This window comes from Rhodococcus sp. FH8 (assembly GCF_019266085.1).
Taxonomy (GTDB): Bacteria; Actinomycetota; Actinomycetes; order Mycobacteriales; family Mycobacteriaceae; genus Rhodococcus_F; species Rhodococcus_F qingshengii.
The window spans coordinates 98,414-118,567 of record NZ_LPNQ01000065.1; the positions used below are offsets into that span (position 1 = coordinate 98,414).

Consider the following 20,154-nt stretch of genomic DNA (forward strand, 5'->3'; position numbering starts at 1 on the left):
AAACAAGAAATGTCGAGGAGACACGCTGATGGGCCACTCTCGAACCTGGCTGACGCGCGCGCTGGCAATGCCGGTGGCTGTCGCGGTCACTTTGTTGCTTCCGCTCGGCAGTGTCGCCTCCGCCCAGGATTTCGAGGACGACGCAGATACTTCGGTGGCCGCCGCAGCCACAACTCCGATCTCCTTCACCGAACTCGGACGAGGAACAGACATCGTGTTCTCCTCCGATGACGCACCCGTCTTGGTGACCGTGCCGGTGCCGGACGGACTCACCGCAACAGCCGTGACCGGAATCCTGACCGCCCCGACCGACTTCAGTAGGGGTTGGCTCGAAGTGACTGCGGACGGCAGATTGGTGAGCCGCGTCGACTTCGACGCCGGGCAGGCCGGAACCGGCCTACCGATTTCGGTTCCGTTGCAAGGTCTCGAAGTGGTCGACCGGAGCGTGACCGTGTCGATGATCGCTCACCTCGTTCCCGTCGACGACCGCTGCTACGACCGAACGAGATACCAGCCCCTTGCGCTCCGGGACGCCTTTGTCACCTACGACGGTGCCGAGCAGCAGCCCACGACTGTTGCAACCTTCTTTCCGCCGATTTTGAGGAAGGCAACCATCTACGTCACGGATGGTTCGTCACGGTCACAGCAGAGTGCGGCTCTGCAGCTGAGTGCAGCGATTGTCAACAAGTACGGAAGTCAGCCTGACGCCGTGGTGGTGGAGCAACTGCCGAACGGCCAGAGTCTGCCGTCCGTTGAGCCGGGACTGTTCGAGAGAGCTGTAGTGCTCGGCAACAGTGGGGACGCCGGGATCGATCTCGCGACTGCTCCGAATGGTGCACCAGTGCTGCGAATTTCAGGGGACGACAAGACCCTCGTTCCTCAGGTCAGTCTGTTGGCGGCGAACTTCGACGGCTACTGGGCGGCGAGCAGGGCGCTCGCGTCACCGGACAACACAGTTGCCCAGATTTCCCAGGACGCCATCACCGTCGGTGAGCTGAAGCTCGGAACGATGACGGCTTCCGGTCTCAATCACATCGAGGTCGACGTCCCGTTCAGCCAGTCGCAACTGGGGCGTCCGATGAAGGACGTGTCGATCCGAATGATCGGATCCTATGTACCGCTGCCGAATTCACGCAACGGAGAACTGTCGATTTCGCTGGGGGACTCACGGCTTGCTTCGCAGACGGTGAACGAGACAGGGCGCTTCGACATCGGCGTCGATGTTCCGAACGAACTCCTGCGTCGCGACCTGACCTTCGAGGTCTCGATGGATGTGACCGGCGACTTCCAATGCGGCACCAGTAGCCCGTCTTCGCTCACTGTCGATCCGGCAAGCACCATCACGTCCACTACCGGATTCCCGCCGACGCCTGGAGGCTTCCAGGCATTACCGCAGTCGATGCTGCCCACACTCGATGTCGGTTTGAGTCACGGTGATTTCGCAGATCTCGTTCGAGCGCAGCGCCTCGTTGTGGCGATGCAGCGGTTGAGCTATCTGCCGCTGCAACCGCGTGTGCTCCCGTTCGGCGACGCGGCGACCAGTTCTCTGCCGGCGTTGTTGATCGCGGCGGACGGGACGCTCCCCACTCCGGTGGCCCTACCCATGGACACAGCAGATCAAGGGCTCCTGCGCTTGCAGGGTCTGGAATTCGGTGGACAATACGGTGCCTTGCAGGTGGTTTCGGGTTCGCACAACGAAGTGGTGGCGCTGACCTCTGAGGGTGATGCGGCCGATGCCGACGGTCTGCTCAACTGGTTGGAAAGTGGGAAGGACCGGTTCGCAGAACTGACCGGCGATCTCCTGGTCGCGCCTCGGGGAGGTGAGCCTTTCGATGTCGGAGTCAACGTCGCCCCGTTGGGCACCGCGACCTCGGCCGAAGAGGAGACCGGACTGAGCGCGGTCACGATCGGCTGGATCGGATTCGGGACCGTGGTTCTGATCGCTGTTGCCGTCGGTGGTGTGCTCGTGGCTCGGCGTCGCGGACAGTGACCGTCACCGATCGCCCGGCCCTGTCCGTCGCGGTCCACAATCTACCGGGCCGCAAGCCATGGCGGATGTTCGTCGCGCTCTTCGCGATCTACACCGCGTTGGGCGTGTGGATGAACGCGGGTATCGGGTTCATCTTCACCGATTCGCTGAGCCGCGTCGCCGCGGTGTCGGCGATGCTGCTCAGCCGTGATCCGCACTTCGCGGCGATCGGGTTCGTGTTCACCCCGTTGACGGCGGCAGTCCAGATTCCGATGGGCCTGATGGGTCATTGGTGGCCGGATCTGCTGCGGTGGAACATCACTGCGGTCGTGATGTCCGCGGCCTTCATGGCTGGTGCTGTGATTCAGGTACGTGGGATCAGCCGCGACCGTGGGTGTGCGCGATGGGTCACCGTCGTCCTGACCGTGCTGTTCGCTGTCAACCCGATGATCGTCATGTACGCGGCGAGCGGAATGAGCGAAGCTCCGTTCCTCTTCTTCGTTCTGTGGGCGACACGTCGGTTGATTCGGTGGATGCGAAGCGACGACGTACACGACCTCATCGGTGCCGGCCTCGCTTTCGCTCTGGCGTACCTCACCAGATACGACGCATTGGCCCCGCTGTTCGTCGCGGTGGTGCTGGTGACCGTGGTGAGTTGGCTTCGTTTCCGTCCGACTGCTGAGGAGCGCGGCGAGGGCGCGGGGCCTGGCTTGCGGCTCTGGGCAGCAGCCCTCGACGGTGCCGTAGTGCTGATGCCGGGATTCCTTGCCTTCGCCTTGTGGTCGTTTGCCAGTTGGCTCATCACAGGTCAAGCGTTCCAACAGTTCTCGTCGGTCTACGGGAACAGTTCCATCCTGGAGCAGGCTGGTGCCGGAACCGACTCACCGATCGCCCGTCTTGCGTTCTCGATTACCGAAATGGCCGTACTCGGCCCGGCGCTCCCGGTGCTCGCGGTCCTTGCAATCATCTACGCACTTCGGCGGCGCGACACCGAAGTGGTCGTGCCTCTTGTGTTGTTCGGCGCCATCCTCGGTGCCCAAACCTTGCTCTACGTGATGGGATCGACGTTTCCCCTTCTGCGCTTCTACATTTCGATCATTCCGCTGTGTTTCGTGTTGGTCGTCCTGATCGCACCTCGCGGTGCGCCGGTCGTCACGCGTCGACCGGGGGCTGCTGCGTCACGCTCGGTATCGACGTACCCCGAGCAGTCGGGGCCATCTCTGCCCCTTGTGATCTCTCTGTGCTTGCTGGTCGGGTCGACGCTGGTCACGTTTGTCGCGATGGGCAATGCGCGGATCGCAGTGCTCGAGCATTCCATTGCCAGTGCGATCATTCCGGGCCGGCAGAACCTGGAGGAGCAGACGAATCTGCGCACGTTTGCGGCCGAGCGTCGCATCGCCAGGTACCTGGATGACTTGACTTTGCCGGAGGGGTCGGTTCTGCTCGACACCGTGCAGAGCTATGCCGTCGTGGCGTCGTCGAACAACCCTCGGCAATTCGTCGTGCCTTCCGATGCGGACTTCGTGCGCGTACTGAACAACCCCGCCGAACATCACGTCGAATACATCCTGTCGGTGCCGAACACCGGTCGCGGTGTGTCGGACGCGGTCAATCGGCGTTATCCGACGATGTACGACACCGGGGCCGGCGGTGTGGGAGCGCTGGTACTCGAGGTTCCCAACGACGGCGGCATGGACCCTTCGGCCTGGCGTTTGTATCGCGTCACCGGTGAACGGCAAACGGGTCGATGAGGCAATTCGTGTGGGAGGATTGTCCGTATGACGTGGATGGTTGTAGATGTCTTCTGAAGAAGTGCGTCCGCGTGTGCGTGGCACAGTGCGTCGCCGCATCGCTGCCGCTGTAGTCAGCTTCGCAACCGTCGCGGTGGTGACAGGAATGTTCACGACGCCGGTGGTTGCCGATTCGCCCAAGACGGTTCGGGTGGGAGCGTCGTCGAGCGGACTGACGCTCGACGGACAACCATGGTGGCCTACCGGGCTGAATGCTTATCAACTGGCCACTGATTGGTCGGTGAACTTCGGCTGTGGCGCCATGGTCGATCTCGATGCCTACTTCGGTTCTCTGCCACCGAACTCCGTCACGCGTTTTAACGCGTTCCAGGCGCTCGCGGTGAACAAGGTGTCCGGGGAGATGGATTTCGGCCCGATGGACGCGGTGTTCGACGCTGCGGCGCGACACAACCAGTTCACGATTCCGGTGCTCTCACCCCAGGACAGCGGGTGTGATGACGGGCTGTTCAAATCCAAGGACTGGTACACCGACGAGTGGAAGGTCGCGAACCTGATCCCAGGTCGAGCCACCATGAGCTTCCAGGACTGGATGCACACCGCCGTCGACCGTTGGAAGAACGAGCCTTCCGTCGCGGCGTGGGAATTGGTGGGGGAGCCGGAACCGAGCCTGTGTACCGATGCCGCCTGCAATTGGTGGACAAGAACGTGCCCGTCTGATTCCGCGCAGGTGTTGCGGGAGTTCTTCGACACGGCAGGCGCCGAACTTCGGGCGATCGATCCGAACACCCTGATCACGGCCGGATACGTCGGGGGCGGTCAGTGCGGCACTGCGGGTGACGACTACCAGTACGTGAGCGAGTCCAACTTCGTCGACGTTCTGCAGTATCACGACTACGGAGCAGACGGGGTTCCGCTTCCGGGCGACCAGTGGAACGGACTGGCGCGTCGCATCGAACAGGCCTCGAACGTCTCGAAGCCGTTGTTGGTCGCCGAGACAGGCGAATTGGCAGGCAGTTGTGAATCACTGGCGACCCGAGCCACGAATATCGAGACGAAGCTGACGGGGCAGAAGGTGGCCGGTACGGCCGGAGCTCTCCTGTGGGCCTTCGTGCCGGATCCACGGCCGAACGAATGCACAATGGATATCGGGCCTGACGATCCACTCTTCGACATGATTGCTTCACCGGCAAGTTAGGACACTGCGAGTAGTCCACTGGGAGTTCCGCCCAGTGGGAGTATGGTCACGATTTGATAACAACCTGAACCTGGTGTTGCGGCGTGATGATCGTATTTCGTTCGTATTCAATGGTATTCAGTGGCATTCACCTGTGGATAACCGAACTTGAAGGCTGGTGAAGTCGCACGGGACCATCGATGCGACGCCTCCAGGACCTACGTCCGGGTCGGCTGGGGACGGTCCGGTTGAGGCGCTGAGTTCGGAAGTTGTGTCGTACCTGTCTCTTTGGTCAGTTGCTACGTCCCGCCGTGGTCAACGTCGAAATACGATCACAACCGTTCGCCGCAGTAACGGGTAGTGCGCGGAGTGCGGCGCGCCCCTCGCGGAAGTGACATCGAGGGGTGGTGTGTAGCTCTCGCGCGCAACGAATTCCGAGTTCGAGTCAACTTGCGGCGGCATCGGCCGCCCGGTAGACCTTGTGCGCAGGCTGTACATGCGGTGTGAGCTTCGGTCGTCGAAATGAGGGGACGACCGCTGCATGCGCGTAACGGTAAGTGTGTGAAACATCGCGTGAGCGGAGAGGTGAACGATGACTGGGTGCGCTGAACGGCCTTTCAAGACTGCTGTGGTTCCGGCTGCCGGAATGGGGACTCGTTTCCTCCCGGCCACCAAGACGGTTCCGAAAGAGTTGCTCCCCGTGGTCGATACACCCGGGATCGAGCTGGTCGCCAGCGAAGCGGCGCAAGCAGGCGCGGAACGTCTGGTGATCGTCACTGCGCCGGGCAAGGCATCGGTCGTCGGGCATTTCGTCGAGGACCTGGTGCTCGAGGGCAAGCTCGCCGCCAGCGGGAAGCACCATCTACTCGAACGTGTGCGTCGGGCTCCGGGCCTGATCTCGGTGGAGCCGGTTGTGCAAGAGTCTCCGCTGGGATTGGGACACGCTGTCGGTCTGGTCGAATCGGTGCTGGATGCGGACGAGGACTCGTTCGCGGTGCTGCTTCCCGACGATCTGGTCCACCCCTGCGGCATTCTCGACGCGATGGCGAAGGTACGTGCCGAGCGTGGTGGTTCTGTGCTGTGCGCGTTCGACGTCGCGCCCGATCGTGTTGGGGCCTACGGAGTATTCGACGTCCAAACACCTGTGGAGGGCAGCGATCCCGATGTGCTTGCCGTCATCGGCATGGTTGAGAAGCCGGCTCCTGAGGATGCTCCGTCCACTCTCGCCGCGGCCGGACGATACCTTCTCGATCGCGCCGTGTTCGACGCGCTCAGACGAATCTCACCCGGGCAGGGTGGCGAACTACAACTGACGGATGCGATAGCGCTGTTGATCGCGGAGGGGCATCCGGTTCACGTCGTCGTCCATCACGGAACCCGCCACGATCTTGGTAACCCGGGAGGCTTTCTGCGAGCATCTCTCGACCATGCGCTCAGTCGCACCGAGTACGGACCGGAGTTGCGAGTCTGGCTCAAGGAACGATTGGATCAGCCGGATCCGCAGCTGACCTACTGACTTGCAAGGCTATGCGACGCGGAGCGTCTCGCCAGCTCATCGAGGAGATCTTGCGTGCTGAGCGACGACAGCGAAATCGGCTTGTCGTCCAGACCCGACTCGTCAGGTGTCATGTAGCCCGCCGCGACAAGAATTTCCTGGACGTGGACGTCGAAGACGCGGCAAGCAGTTCTGATCGTGTCCTGCGTGGGGGGGCGTTTCGCGGACAGCCACCGACCGAGCTCGGAGGGGCGTATTCCCAGCGCACGCGCAGCATCGGCTACGTCAGTTTCTTGGCGAAGTTCCAGTTGATGCTTCACCCATTCCGAAAAACCGCTCATACCGGTCATAGTGCCTGAGTGCTGCGCGGTAAGCCAGCGCCGTCTCGACATGTAAGGCGCTCGACGGCTGATCTGTGATCATTCGGCAACCAATCACCGCAGTTCTCGCGTACCGGTAGTTAAGTTTTGTGACTGGATTGTGTGTTTACCGCAACCATCTAGCTGTGCGTTTTCCGGTGAAACCCGAAATCGGGTGAAATTGTGGGTGAGGCGGATCAGTAGACATAACTCACACCTGTGTAGAACGTGAGGGTTGCGTTGTCACGTGTTCAGACCGTGGAAGGTTTTTTCCCAGTAGGACGGGTTGCGAATCAATTGGTAGGTCCCCTTGATCGCCGCGATGCTCATCAGCACCCAATACAACGGAGCAGTCAGACAGGCGAGGAGGAGCATCGCGTTTCGCGTTTCTCGGCACGCCACGAGGTTCATGTAGAGAACAGCGGCATTACCGAATGCCAGAGAGATCAACGCGGGGAAATAGACATAGTTGGGGAAGACCTGGTGGATCACTTCAGGTTGTCCGAGAATCCAGTCCAGACTGATGAGCCAGAACACCATGTTCAAAGTGGCGACCAAAGGTGTGCCGGCCATGAGAATCGTGAATCGGAGAAAGCCGATCGGACCCAATCCTCGCCATAATTTGACGGGTTGGCGCATGTGGACGAGCCACGTCTGCAAATAGCCCTTGTACCAACGCGAGCGCTGTCTGATCCAGTTGATCGTGTCACTGTTGGCTTCTTCGAGCGTGGTGGAATTCAAGACCGCGGTGCGATATCCGCTCTCTGCAATCCGCACGCCGAGGTCCGCATCCTCCGTGACATTGAAAGGATCCCACGCCCCGATCTCGTCGAGGACGCTACGGCGTAGGTGATTCGAGGTGCCGCCGAGAGGAATCGGTGAATTGCTCCGCATCAATCCAGGAAGGATGAAGCTGAACCACAGCGCGTAATCGGCGGTGAACCACGCGGTCAACAGGTTCTGAGTTCCGTTGTGGAATGCAAGTTTGGCCTGAACACAAGCAGTGTTCTCGGGAAGTTTCGCGAAAGTTGCGACTACTCGACGTAATTGGAGTGGGTCGGGGGAATCCTCGGCGTCGTAGATCGTGACGATCTCGCCCGTCGAGAAATGCAGACCGTAGTTGCATGCTTTCGGTTTGGTTCGTGGATCGGCCGCGGGCACCTTCAGAATGCTGACGACCTCGTCCACACCGGCGGCAAGTGCAGCTTCGATAGTGACGGCGTCGTCCTCCTCCAGTAGGAGAAGGACTTGCATCTTGTCTGCCGGATACTCGATCGCTCGCATGGCTGCGATGAGGTCGCCGACGACTTCAGGCTCGTTGTATGCGGGGACCAGAATGGTATAGGTGGGAAGGTCGTCGTATGAAAGAGCAAGTGCCTCTTCGTCACTGATCGTCATGATCGAGGACGCATCGAGACCCCTCGTGAACAAGATCAGACGGTCGACCATCGCCCAGATGTATCCAATGGTGCAGATCAATGTCAGCGCGATGAGAGTCGGGACGAGGAAGAACACGAGGCTGACGACGACTAGCGCAAAGCCTGCCAACAACGTATTTCGCTGCCACGGATAGAAGGCCACGGAGGCGGATGAGATCGGATGGCGCTCGCGTAGACCGTTCACTGCATCGTGCAGGGCGGCCTCGCGGTACTCCGCTGTATCCGGGTCACCGCTGACCACGACACTGTTGGACTGGCTGCGGTTTTCGTTCACCACGTCTGAGCCTCCACGAGTAGTCGAGCGAGTGCTTCGAGCATGTCCAGGTCCTTGTACTCGGATTCGGTGTCTTCGGTCGAGGTTTCACCACGCAGTAGAACGGCGAGGGTATTGCTACCGTTGGACGCCATCGACGGCTTCGGTTCGGGGAAGTAGGCGTCGGGTTCGTGATTGTCGACGCTGATCAGGCTGACTCGTTGCGCGGCTCCGTCGCCCCGCGTCCAGACGAAATTGAGATTGCTCCATGTGAGAAGGAGAGCGTCGTCGACGATCGTGTACATCTCGGCGACGATCCCGTGCGGCAGCTCCAGCGTGACCGTCGGGCTGACTCTCGCGTTCTCCAGGTCGTAGGTGGTCTTGCTGGGATACACGGCGAGCGTGGAGGGTCGACGGACCTGGACGACGTCAATCTGTACCGTGCGAGGCCGCATCTGTGAGTCCCAAGCGGGATTCGGAGTGTCGGCCCGAATGGTCTGACGACTCAGTTCGGAGGTGCTGCCGAAGTAGCGACGGGGCCAGTCGTATTCGGATGCTCCAATCTGATGCCAGCCCAGCGGAACTACAAGTCGAGGATCCGCAGTAGCCGGGGGCGGACCGACGTTGACGGTCAAACTTGTCGATGGCAGCGGCGTGAAGAACATCAGCACTGCGGCGGCAAACACCGCGAGGATGGTCCAGTTGCTTGTGGCTGTCGAAGGCTTTCGGAGTGGTCGGTCGAACGGTTTGAGCGACTTACCCCGGCGTTCGTACAGATAGAAGGCGCCGCCGACGACGATTGCGGTTCCGAGTGCCGGAAACAACTGCACGGCGAAAAGCGGAGCAGTGGGATACTTCTGAATCGTGAAGTAGAGAATCACCACACCGAGCACCGTTGCGGCGACGAAGGCGATCGCCCCTCGCCTCCACGTTCTACTGACGGCGATCGTGGTCGCGGCAGACGCGACAAGCACCATGAGGACGCTGTAGTCGAAACGAGTCCCGCCCATTTCGGTCGCGATGGCGCGGTAATGCAGCGGCGCCAAGATGATCGGGACCACCCAGATTGCCCAGTACCGATTGACCGGACGGAGGCCGAACATCAGAACCGCTGCGCTCCAGACGAATACCCAGGCTGCGATGACGTCGATATGCATCAGTTCGTAGGTCTCGGCGAAACGCGGTAGCAGGAGCGCTTGAAGTCCCAACGCGACGAAGAGACCGATGCAGCCGACTATCTTGTCGGTCTCACGATCGTGAATCGGAAGCTCCGGGCCGCGCCTCAAGTCTGTTCCGACGGCTGCAACCAGGCACAAGAGCGGTAGAGCGAAGACGTAGCCGATGGCAGTTCCGCTGGCAGTGCTCTGCCAAAGCTTGGTCCAGGTGGGCCAAAATGCAAAGATCGTGGCGAGCGCGATCATCAACCACCGCACTGCGAGTCGAGGAATGATCCCGGACTCGGAGCGGATCTCACGAATCTTCAACATTTCCAGTTCCATTCGCTTGCTACCCGACATCTGCGTGCGATTCGAGGCTGCGCACCGCTAGGGACTGCCGACCATCGCCATCGGTCCGGCGCCATATGCAGACATTACTTGATCGAGACATATCGCCCTCGCCATGTCGAAGCGCCAATCTCCGAGCAGTCCGGCCGGAAGGTTTCACGTGCTCACATCTCACATAGTGGGAAGTTTGAAATCTTTTTTTCGGTACCCAGCGCGTGTCTGCGTCGGCCGGATGGCATGACGAGATTTCGGGTCTGCCGAATTACTCCATATCGAAGGGCAATTCACTTTCGGATTGCAGAAAGTTCAATCAGGTCCAGCGGATTCGACCTACGGGGACATAGGTCCCCGGCGTGCAGGGACGGTTCTCGGTTGTGTGGATTCGGGTCCAGTTACCCATGCGAAAGAACTGTGGTCAGCAGCGAGAGGCAATGTCCGCTTTGTGAGCTATTGCGGTAGACGGGACCTAAGCCCTGGACGTTTCCGCGGATCTACTGAATAGCTGAACTATAGCTACCGAATGGTAACTACAGCGTAAATAGCACCGTGGCATTGCGACGATCGAACGTGAACGATCGTCCAACATTCTTTGGGTGTGCGCTCGGAGGAAAAATTGCCGGTTAGAGTCTTGACCTGCAACATTATTCGAATTGAACTCCGGCCTTGGAGATGTTCTCATAGTACTCACGCGGCACGTGCAATGCCTCCGGATTATCGAGTTGCAATGTTGCCGATACCTAAGCGGAACATTTGCTCTTCTCCATCTCTAGCTGTGCCTGAAGCATTCGGGTGCAAACGGGAAATTCCGAAGAACGGTCGGGGCCTGGCGGCTCGCAAACGGGAAGGTTGGTCAGATGTCGGCATTGGACATGTCCATGGCGCCGTCGCTCGGGTATCGGCGTCCGCGCATCGTGCCGGACTCCCGTGCGGAGTTTTCCTCGCGTGCTGCGTGGCAGCATCGATACATACGTGCTCTGGCAGTGACGGATTCGCTGATTGTCGTAGCGGCGGTTTCGGCTGCGCAGTGGCTTCGATTCGGCGCCGCGCCGACCGCCGTCGACGCTCGTGAGCTCGGGCAGTTCAGCTACACCGGCTTGTCGATCGGCGTGGTGATCGCGTGGCTGGCGACGTTGCAGATATTCAGGACCAGATCTGCGAGTGTGATCGGAAGCGGTCCTGAGGAGTATCGGCGAATCCTGGTGTCCGCGATGAGATTGTTCGGCGTCATTGCGATAGTAAGCCTTCTGCTTCGTCTCGATATCGCCCGGCTCTACCTCGCATTCGCGTTCCCTGTCGGCCTTCTCGCGCTACTGGTGAGCCGTTGGCTCTGGCGTGGGGTGATCGTGCGAAGGCGTACTCGCGGTGAGTGCCTCACATCGGTACTGGTGGTGGGCAGCAAGGATGCCGGCGCTGAACTTGCACGAAACTTCGAGCGGGGTAGCGCAGACGGTTTCCGCGTGGTCGGAGTGTGTGTGCCGGGGTTCCTTCGGCGCGCGGACGAGTCCATCGCAGTCGACGGGCGTGACATACCGCTCCTCGGTGGTGAGACATCGGTGGTCGAAGCGCTGGAACTGGTCGGCGCAGACACCGTTGCCGTGACGGCAACCGAACATCTCGGCTCGGATGGAATCCGTGCGCTTGCCTGGGATCTGGAATCGCGGGACGTAGATCTGGTCGTTGCGCCAAGTATCGTCGACGTGTCGGGGCCGCGCCTGTCGATGCGGCCGGTGGCCGGTCAGCCTTTGATACGCGTCGAGCGCCCGAAATATCATGGTGCGCAACGCTTTGCGAAATCTTCGTTCGACGTAATTTTCGCGTCATTGTTACTGGCAGCAATTGCACCTGTTCTCCTGGCCGCGGCTCTGGCGGTCAAGCTCTCGAGCCCGGGCCCGGTGTTGTATCGAGCGGAGCGAATGGGACTGGACGGCAAACCATTCCCGATGCTCAAGTTCCGTTCGATGGTCCAGAACGCAGACTCACAGGTGGAGTCGTTGATGGCCCAGAACGACGGCGCCGGTGTGCTCTTCAAGATGCGCGACGACCCGCGCGTTACACCGGTCGGGCGCTTCTTGCGCCGTTACTCGATTGACGAGCTGCCACAGTTCGTCAATGTTCTTCGGCGCGAGATGAGCGTGGTCGGCCCCAGGCCTCCGCTTCGCCGCGAGGTCGAGGCCTACGACGGAACTGTCAGTCGCCGACTTCTTGTCAAGCCGGGGATCACAGGATTGTGGCAGGTCAGTGGACGATCGGACCTTTCTTGGGAAGAGACTGTACGACTGGACCTTTCGTACGTCGACAACTGGTCGCTGATGGGTGATGTATTGATCGTCGGCAAAACGTTGAAAGCGGTGTTGGCCAGTGACGGTGCGTACTGAGACGTGAATGCGGATTCGGGACCGACTTCAGTTCGTGACGTTCTCGGTGGAAAGGCATAGCTCCCCTTGATCTTTCGTACGTCGACAACTGGTCGATGGCGAGCGAGAACACGATCGTCGCGAAGGCGCTCAAGGCGATGTTGGGAAGTGATGGAGCAAATTGACCAGGAGAAGTTTGTGTCGGAACCGCCAAAGTTGAAGTCGTTGCTTGTTGTGGCGCCCTGGTTGGAAGGTGGGGGTGCACAGAAATCATTGTGCGGGTTATTGCGCGGGCTTACCGACACACATACGACCGTGGTCACTTTGTTTGCAGGCTGCCGCGACTTCAACGAGGTTGCGGACCTCGCAGACGAGTTCGTCATGCTCGACTATCCAAGGAGTCCTGGCGGACTGGTCGGAGCCAGTCGTGCCATAGCAACACATCTACAGCATTCGGATGTGGTCTATTCACTGATGAGGGGTAGCCATGTCGCACTAGGCGTTTCGAGTTTGCTCAAACGTCTTCCGAGTGAGCTGATTGCGACCTTCCATCAGTTGCCGAGTGCGGATGAAACTGGCGTTTTCTCCCTGGTCGAGAACATGCTCGTTCGTAAAGCACTTCGGCACGCAAAGCTGATCACCGCGCCTTCGGAATCAGCCGTGAGTCAGATTCGTCAACGACGTTACGGACCGCACGCTCGGCTTGTTTACGAGCCGAACTTGATCCGAGTTGACTCGAGAGAAACCATTCGTCGTGAATCTTCGGAGGCACCTCTACGGCTCGTGGCCTGTGGCCGTCTATCCAAGCAGAAGGGCTTCGATCGTATTCCCGAACTGCTGTCAGATATCGAGATTCCGTGTGAAATAAAGATCTTGGGATCAGGACCGGAAGAAGAAGACCTGAAACGGCGGTTCGGCAATACGAAGCCTTCTTCGCATACGGTGGAACTAGTAGGACGCGTCGATGACGTTGTGCCCTATCTGGATTGGTCAGACGCGGCATTTATGCCCAGCCGAAACGAACTCAACCCTGTGTTCGTATGGGAGGCGTGGGCGCGCGGCCGGCCGGTTGTTGCTGCCCATCTACCTGCATTCGAGGATCTGCGAACCTCCGGGCCGGTGCTCACATTTACCGGCGCGGCCAGCCTTCGGTCCGCCCTCGGCGTCGTATCGAGTGACGAGTACCGAGATTTCGCCTATTCAATGGGTTTGCAGGCGTCCCGAACCATGACGACCAGGAGTGAGATCGTTGCCCGAATACAATCGTGACCACCCGCGCATCCTGGTCATTCACGCATACAGTGCTCAAAACTCCGGCGACCGGTTGCTGGTGGAGGAAACACTCGAATTGCTGAGATCGGTGTGGCCGGATTCTGTCGTCGACGTGATTGCCACTGATGCCGAATCGTTCCGCCACCATCCGATCGCGAATCATGTCAAGTTTCATCAGTGGACGTCGGCATGGATTCCGAACCCGAAAAAGAAGGCATCCGTACGTGTTTCCATGCTGGCCAGTACCGTCACCGGCGGGCCGGCACCTGTCAGGATACTGTTCGAGCAAGCGGATTTGATAGTCGCTGTCGGGGGCGGATACCTTCGGGGTTCGTCCGTTTCCGAGGCCCTGAAAACTGCGGGGGCGCATTTCGGTCAACTCGATCTTGCCGCACGAAGTCGTGCGCGCAAGATCTATCTGCCGCAGAGTATCGGTCCGTTCCCGAACATTCTCCGTCGGCGTATCGCGAGTTCACTGAAGGCGATGGATCAGGTGCTCGTTCGTGACGATCGATCACGGGAATTGTTCGCCGACCTGACCAATGTCGAACGAATCTCGGATCTGGCGGTTCTCAAGATGGCGGAGGTCCGTACACCTCGTACTATCGAGATCACGCATGGCCCGGTAGTCGTGGCACGTGAGCTGTCCCGCCCTGGATCCTACGAGAACACTCTGTCCGACTTGGCTCGGTCAGATCATGTTGTATGGGCGATTCAGTCCACCGGTGGCGGAAACAATGACACTCCACTCACCGTCAAATACTCCTCGGGAACCCCAAAGCCATTGCAGCACTATCTGGAGAGCGCGGAGAATCGCGTCGTTGTCAGTACACGCCTGCATGGATCGTTGTCTGCATTGCTCGCCGGAAAGCCGAGTGTGCACCTGGGCTACGAACGAAAATCATGGGGAGCATTTCATGATCTGGGGTTGGAACAGTACGTTCTCGATGCCCGACGGACTTCGGCAACTCGCGTTCTCGACGCGGTGGAATCGATACGAGACGATCCAGCCACTTACTGGCGCCTGATCGATTCACGCATCGAGGCCGTCGCGTCCCAGAGGGAACGCCTACTCGGCTCCCTGGCTGTGCCATGCCACCTGCCGACGGCTGGCCAATGACATGAACCTCTCGTTCCTGTTGTTTGCCAGTGTTTTTCTCTTGCTGATCGCACGTGTACGTGGGGTGACGGTGTTGCCAACCCGCCGTCAAACCTCAACAGGTACCAGAAGCGGGCTGATCGGGATCTGGTTTTGGGTATCGGTGGTATGGCCGGTCCTTTTCAAGGCGGTGTTAGGTAGCGTCCTTGCCCTATACCTTCCAGTTTCTGGCTCCGCGGTCTTCGTGATCTCCTACGTGCCTTCGATTGTCATCGGAATCGCGATTTTCATCGCCTCTCTCGGGTCCCGAGATTCATTCCCCTATATCCCCGCGATACTGGTCATGGCGGTGGCGATCATGCCGATCCTCATCTTCGGGGTCGTGGACATCGGTGTCGTCGGAGCGATATTCATGATTGTGCCTACGCTCCTGTGGTGCCGCGCGCTCTCGGTTGACGTACTGAACTGGCCCCGTCTTTGTTACCAGGGTCTGCTTGCGCTTTGTCTGAGCATGGCTGTGGTTTTCGTCGTCTGGCCTGAGGCTGTGGTCGAGACCTGTCGGTTGGACAAGTGCACTGTGGCGGGCCAAGTGCTCACGTCATCGATCACAGGCAATGGCAACTTCCTGGGGCTGTGTGTCGCACTGCTGAGCGTCGTTGCCGTGCATCGGCAACACTGGATCACAGTTGCGGCGGTTGGACTGGCGAGCCTCATCGTGATCGAAATTTCTGGCAGTCGAACAGCGATGATCGGTCTGGTTCTCGGCTACCTCGTAGTCCTCGGTATCGGAAACCGCATGTCGCGGGTTGTGGCTCTGGCAGCTGCGATGGTTGCGTTGGTGATTTCTTTTGTGCCAGTGTTCCGAGTTTACGGGCTCCGCGATTACACCTATCGCGGTGCTTTGTGGATGAGGGCGAAGGAGCTGATTTCGGAGAGTCCGAATGTTGGTCACGGCGCGAACTATTGGACGGAGCATAACGCGTATCGCTTCTCCTCCAACTATGCCGCGCACAACATTTGGTTAGAACTCGGCGTTGCCGTCGGGTTTCTCGGAATTGCCGTGCTTGTCGTCGCTGCGGCCTGGGCGTTGCTGACCACTGACGTGGAAAATCGATACTTGGCATGGGCGCTGATCGTAACTACGGTCGCTGTGGGATTTCTGGAGGCGCCCATCCAACCGTATCGAACCGGTCTGCTTCCCTTCCTGTGCCCTCTCATTCTTCTCTTGTGCTCCTCGGGTATGCGGAAAAGACCAGTTGATACTTCGGAGACGGAAGACCTTGCGATGGAAGATATTCGAAGCTCACATGTTGATGCCGGCCTGACGAGGGATGGTGCGCGATGAAAGTTCTGCATGTCACGGAAGCGCTCGGAGGAGGTGTAAGCACCGCGATCTTGAACTATCAGGCGTTGACGCCAGAAATGCATCACTGCGTGATTGCTCGCGAACGGGCCGGGCAGAGCACATACAATTTCCCCTCCGAACTCAGCGTGACATTGGTACCTGGAAGTTTGGCCGCACTTTTGCTGTCCGCGATTCGTATGGTGCGCCGGGGAGATTTCGATGTTCTCCACCTGCATTCCAGTCTTGCCGGTCTCGCCCGGATCATCCCGGGGCACCGAGCTGGAATCGTATACACCCCACACTGTTACGCATTCGAGCGCACCGACGTCAGTCCCCTGGCGCGGGTACTCTACAAGTCCGTTGAGCGTGGGCTACTCTCGATTCGGCGTCAGTGCGTTGTTGCCGTGAGTGGACGAGAAGCCGAGTTGACTACGGAGTTGTCGAACTCCTCCACCTCCATCGTGGTCGGCAATGTATCCCCGACCGATCACGGCGCATATTTGCGCGCAAGCAGCCCTCGGACAGCGGAAGCATCGGCTGAAAGAAGCCGAGTAGTGATGGTGGGAAGGATATTTCCCCAAAAGGATCCCCAACTGTTCGCCGATATTGCAGCAAGGCTGTCGAGCAGGTTCGAGTTCGTGTGGGTAGGAGACGGCGAAGCCGGGTTGAAAGAAATTCTCGTGGAATCCGGGGTTCGGGTGACGGGCTGGATTCCAGCTGAACAGGTGCTGGATGAAGTGCGCGCCAGTTCGCTGTATCTCCATACTGCGGCCTGGGAGGGCGCTCCGATTTCCGCTGCGGAAGCCGCCGCGGTCGGTGTCTCGGTGATCAGTCGTGACATCAAAAGTATGGTCTCGCTCGGCTATCCAGTCGCTGGCAATACTGCGGAGTCTCTGTCAATGGCCGTCACACATTACTTCGACTGCCTGGACTACCGAACGACTGTTCAAGCCAAGACACAATATTTCAACCGAACAGTGGACGTCATGAGTTCGCGTACAGCACTCATCGACGCCTATGCATTCGCGATAGGGGATTCTCGATGACTTCATCGGTCACCGTCATTACCATCACCAGGAACGATCTTTCGGGGCTGGTCCGCACGATCGAGAGCGTCCGGGCTCAGAGTGCACAGGGAGTCGAACACATCGTGATCGATGGTGGTTCGACGGATGGAACTGTCGAATACCTTGATTCGTTGGGTGATTCGTTAGTGTGGAACACAGGCCTCGACAGCGGTCGCTATGACGCAATGAACATCGGTGCGGAACTGGCGAGTGGCGAGTTGCTGTGGTTCATGCACTCGTCCGACGTGTTCCATTCATGTGACGTTCTGGAGAGAGTCTCTCGAGATCATCAAGGAGGGGGCGTCTCTTGGCGGTGGGGTTACGGGCTGAGCAACATCCACGACTCCGGAAGTTCCATCGGAATCGGTGGCCGCGTCCCGTTCAGTCTGTCCCGATTCGCGCTAGGTGGAAACATCATTCCCCATCAAGCATGTGTGATCGAGAAGTCGCTGCATGTTGAGATCGGCGGTTACGATACCGAATTCGGACTCAGTGCCGACCAACTGTATCTGTTGAAGATGGCGGTCCGATCGCAACCGCGGGTGTGGACCGAGTTCTTCTGTGACTTTGATTCGGCCGGCGCTGGTTCGGTGCGGGGCATGATGGATCATTACCGGGACATGCGGCGATCACGCGCCCTGACCGGAATCACAGTCTTCAGGGCGCAGTGGCTCGATTATGCGGTGTCCTTGGGGGTTGCGCTTCTCGCAAAAACCGACCGTGTTCAAAGACGAGTTCTAGCAGGGGTGACTCCTCGTGTCCGATGACTATTTGGAACCCACAACGCAATCAAGTGCGGAATTCGCAGTTGTCATACCAGCTTTCAACGCGGAAGCCACACTTTTGGCGTCAATCGAGAGCGCGCACAATGCGGGCGCTTCGGAAGTCATCGTGGTGGACGACGGATCCACAGACAGTACCGCCGCGTTATGTCGCGCCCACGATATACGTGTCCTGACGCAGCCAAATGCGGGTGCATACCTCGCGAGACGACGGGGGGCCACGCTCGTCACGGCACCGTACATCGTGTTCCTGGACGCGGATGATCTTCTGGTCGCACCCGGCATTCACGAGTCCTTGGGTATTCTCTCTGCGCAGGCGGACTGCGCAGTCGTCGCTGGACGTGTGATGGCGAGTCTCCCACGTGGGCGTAGTCGGTTGAACAATCAGTCGTACTCCGAGATCAATACTCGAACCCTGTTGACACAAGGGTATGGTCCGTTTCCACCGGGAGCGGCGCTGGTTCGGCGTGCCGATTACGAAGCAGCGATTGCGCTGGACGTACCGGAGATCGTCGAGCGTTACGCCGACGACTACGAAATGTTCATTCGTCTATCCGTCGTCGGCCGAGTCGTTCAACACAACACCGTTTCCCTCGTGTATTCGATGTACGCAGGCAAATCCATTGGTTCTCCTGAGAAATCGCTGTTGTGCAAGGAATCGATCAGGGGGCACTACGCGCGACATCTGGGGATCCCAGTTCGGCTGATGAGCGCATCGGCGGTTGCCGCAGCTGCGAACGCACGCATGGGACGAGCGTCGTTCGCGCAAGGTTTGTACTGGCGGGGTTGCGTGAAGGTAGCAGTTGCCGCGTGCTACAAGGTACTCGCTCGGATCGGCGACAGCGGTCTGAAGCAGTCCACAATCGTGTCTGGCGCTGGAACCTCGGAGACACGAGGGTGAACACAGTGGTCAGCTCATACGTGAGGTCGGCGAAGTCGATCGACCTGGGCGGGACCGGGTTCTTTCGACTGGTAGGTCTGCTGGCCGGCGCTTGCGCGAACTTCGCCGTAATAGCAATTCTGTCTCGGGACTACGGCGTCGAGTACTACGCCTTCTATGCGCTGATGGCGTCCATGTTGAATCTACTTCCCTTCGCGGACTTCGGTATCGGCGCGACCATGGTGAACGCGACAGCAGATTACCGAAGTGGTGCACTCGATCGGATGTCGTTCCAATCCCATTTTCGGCGGGCGAGTCTGGTCACCGTTCTGGTATCCCTCGCTGTCGCAAGCCTCGCGTTCCTGTTCTATCAGATGGGGCTGTGGGTGCCAGTTCTAGGCGCAGTCGGTGAGATGGATCATGCGTCGGCGCTGGCCACAGTAGTGATTGTATCTGCGGCAGTTGGTATTCCATTGGGTTTGGGGTCACGCATCCTGCAGGGTTGCGGAAAGATGCGCGTTGTCGTTACCGCAGCGTTGATCGGTCCGATCATTCAACTGATCGTGATAGGGGTTTGTTGGACTACTCAGGCGCCGGCCTACCTGTTTGTTCTGGCACCGTGCGCAGGCTACCTCGCCGTCGGATTTCTTACCCTTGCTCTCGCGCTTCGATCGATTTCCGGCGATGAGGGTTCGTTGATCGGCTGGCGTCTTACAAGCCCGGTGCGAGTTCGCATAGCTGAAACGGCGGTTCCGTTTTTTCTCATATCGATCGGCATGGTTGTCGGGTTCCAGAGCCATAGGTTGCTGATCTCCACTTTTGGAACGGTCGAAGACGTCGCACAATATTCGGTGGTGGCGCAATTCGCTGGACCCCTGCTGGCTATCTTGGGAGTGATGGGCCAGAACTTGTGGTCAAGATATCGCGAGCGATACCGAATCGGGACACTTCGGGTGCGTGAATTCGCCCAGCATATAGTACTTCTCGGCACTGTGGGCGCCGTATTTGCGCTTGCTCTGGTCGTCATCAGCTATCCGGGAATTCGGTTTGTCTCGGGTGGAAGTCTTGTCGTCCCGCTGGCAACCGTTTTGGCCGGAAGTGTTTACATCCTTGTTGTTTCGGTGCATCAGCCGGCGGCGATGTTCCTCATGGACCCGCGAGGACTATGGTTGCAAGTCCTCTGTGTCTGGCTGAGCGGCCTCGTCGGAATGGTATTGGCAATATCCCTGATTCCTGAACTCGGAGCCGCCGCACTCTACTTGGGACTATCCGCAGGAATGGTTGTACTCCAGGTTATTCCGTGTATCTATATTTCGGTTCGGCGAATTTCAAGCATGGAGAAGGCGGTGGAGGCAGGCGTGACCGTGTGAATAGCTGCCCGAAAATCGTGAAGTCGCACATACATGAAGG

Annotated in this window: 15 protein-coding genes and 1 pseudogene; 13 read left to right on the forward strand and 3 right to left on the reverse strand. The window is 59.1% G+C overall.

What is annotated here, in order from left to right; translation table 11 throughout:
- Positions 1 to 28 precede the first annotated feature (28 nt).
- The 4 genes from ATN38_RS14860 (at position 29) to ATN38_RS14875 (ending at position 6,410) form a co-directional block, all read left to right on the forward strand.
- Positions 29 to 1,990, forward strand: a complete 1,962-nt coding sequence (locus ATN38_RS14860; RefSeq protein ID WP_047269044.1) for a hypothetical protein — start codon at positions 29 to 31, stop codon at positions 1,988 to 1,990.
- Positions 1,987 to 3,720, forward strand: a complete 1,734-nt coding sequence (locus ATN38_RS14865; RefSeq protein ID WP_218748172.1) for a glycosyltransferase family 39 protein — start codon at positions 1,987 to 1,989, stop codon at positions 3,718 to 3,720. The genes ATN38_RS14860 and ATN38_RS14865 overlap by 4 nt, the downstream gene beginning before the upstream one ends.
- 46 nt (positions 3,721 to 3,766) lie before the next feature.
- Positions 3,767 to 4,915 carry a beta-mannosidase gene (locus ATN38_RS14870; RefSeq protein ID WP_218748173.1) on the forward strand — a complete coding sequence of 383 codons (1,149 nt, stop codon included), beginning with the start codon at positions 3,767 to 3,769 and terminating at the stop codon, positions 4,913 to 4,915.
- 571 nt (positions 4,916 to 5,486) lie between these two features.
- The gene (locus ATN38_RS14875) at positions 5,487 to 6,410 is read left to right on the forward strand and encodes a UTP--glucose-1-phosphate uridylyltransferase (RefSeq protein WP_007726597.1); all 924 of its coding nucleotides are present in this window, start codon (positions 5,487 to 5,489) and stop codon (positions 6,408 to 6,410) included.
- On the opposite strand, the gene ATN38_RS14880 is transcribed toward ATN38_RS14875, so the two are convergent.
- The 3 genes from ATN38_RS14880 to ATN38_RS14890 form a co-directional block, all read right to left on the reverse strand.
- Positions 6,404 to 6,730: a helix-turn-helix transcriptional regulator gene (locus ATN38_RS14880; RefSeq protein WP_228232489.1), complete on the reverse strand. Its 327-nt coding sequence runs from the start codon at positions 6,728 to 6,730 to the stop codon at positions 6,404 to 6,406. The two genes, ATN38_RS14875 and ATN38_RS14880, sit on opposite strands and share 7 nt — an antisense overlap.
- A gap of 261 nt (positions 6,731 to 6,991) precedes the next feature.
- Positions 6,992 to 8,464 (reverse strand): glycosyltransferase, encoded by a 1,473-nt coding sequence (locus ATN38_RS14885; protein WP_003943718.1) that lies wholly within the window; start codon positions 8,462 to 8,464, stop codon positions 6,992 to 6,994.
- Positions 8,458 to 9,927 carry a hypothetical protein gene (locus ATN38_RS14890; RefSeq protein ID WP_232508984.1) on the reverse strand — a complete coding sequence of 490 codons (1,470 nt, stop codon included), beginning with the start codon at positions 9,925 to 9,927 and terminating at the stop codon, positions 8,458 to 8,460. The genes ATN38_RS14885 and ATN38_RS14890 overlap by 7 nt, the downstream gene beginning before the upstream one ends.
- A gap of 872 nt (positions 9,928 to 10,799) precedes the next feature.
- On the opposite strand from ATN38_RS14890, the gene ATN38_RS14895 reads away from it, so the two are divergent.
- The 9 genes and pseudogenes from ATN38_RS14895 (at position 10,800) to ATN38_RS14930 (ending at position 20,114) form a co-directional block, all read left to right on the forward strand.
- Positions 10,800 to 12,320 carry a sugar transferase gene (locus ATN38_RS14895; protein WP_007726602.1) on the forward strand — a complete coding sequence of 507 codons (1,521 nt, stop codon included), beginning with the start codon at positions 10,800 to 10,802 and terminating at the stop codon, positions 12,318 to 12,320.
- 150 nt (positions 12,321 to 12,470) lie between these two features.
- Positions 12,471 to 13,568, forward strand: a complete 1,098-nt coding sequence (locus tag ATN38_RS14900; protein WP_218748290.1) for a glycosyltransferase — start codon at positions 12,471 to 12,473, stop codon at positions 13,566 to 13,568.
- Positions 13,540 to 14,691 carry a polysaccharide pyruvyl transferase family protein gene (locus ATN38_RS14905; RefSeq protein WP_231916139.1) on the forward strand — a complete coding sequence of 384 codons (1,152 nt, stop codon included), beginning with the start codon at positions 13,540 to 13,542 and terminating at the stop codon, positions 14,689 to 14,691. Before ATN38_RS14900 ends, ATN38_RS14905 begins: the two co-directional genes overlap by 29 nt.
- Position 14,692: 1 nt before the next feature.
- Positions 14,693 to 16,015 (forward strand): O-antigen ligase, encoded by a 1,323-nt coding sequence (locus ATN38_RS14910; protein ID WP_218748174.1) that lies wholly within the window; start codon positions 14,693 to 14,695, stop codon positions 16,013 to 16,015.
- Positions 16,016 to 16,092: 77 nt separating this feature from the next.
- On the forward strand, positions 16,093 to 17,061 hold the full coding sequence (locus ATN38_RS14915) for a glycosyltransferase (RefSeq protein ID WP_256931899.1): 969 nt from the start codon (positions 16,093 to 16,095) through the stop codon (positions 17,059 to 17,061).
- Positions 17,058 to 17,348 (forward strand): annotated as a pseudogene (locus tag ATN38_RS33200) (glycosyltransferase); the annotation flags it as partial. The gene ATN38_RS14915 and the pseudogene ATN38_RS33200, both read left to right, overlap by 4 nt.
- A gap of 168 nt (positions 17,349 to 17,516) precedes the next feature.
- Positions 17,517 to 17,849, forward strand: coding sequence for a hypothetical protein (locus tag ATN38_RS33205; protein ID WP_228232624.1), 333 nt, complete (start codon positions 17,517 to 17,519; stop codon positions 17,847 to 17,849).
- Entirely contained in the window at positions 17,839 to 18,765 is a 927-nt protein-coding gene (locus tag ATN38_RS14925; RefSeq protein WP_065456019.1) for a glycosyltransferase family 2 protein, read from the forward strand. Before ATN38_RS33205 ends, ATN38_RS14925 begins: the two co-directional genes overlap by 11 nt.
- 164 nt (positions 18,766 to 18,929) lie before the next feature.
- Positions 18,930 to 20,114, forward strand: coding sequence for a polysaccharide biosynthesis protein (locus ATN38_RS14930; RefSeq protein ID WP_228401970.1), 1,185 nt, complete (start codon positions 18,930 to 18,932; stop codon positions 20,112 to 20,114).
- Positions 20,115 to 20,154 lie beyond the last annotated feature (40 nt).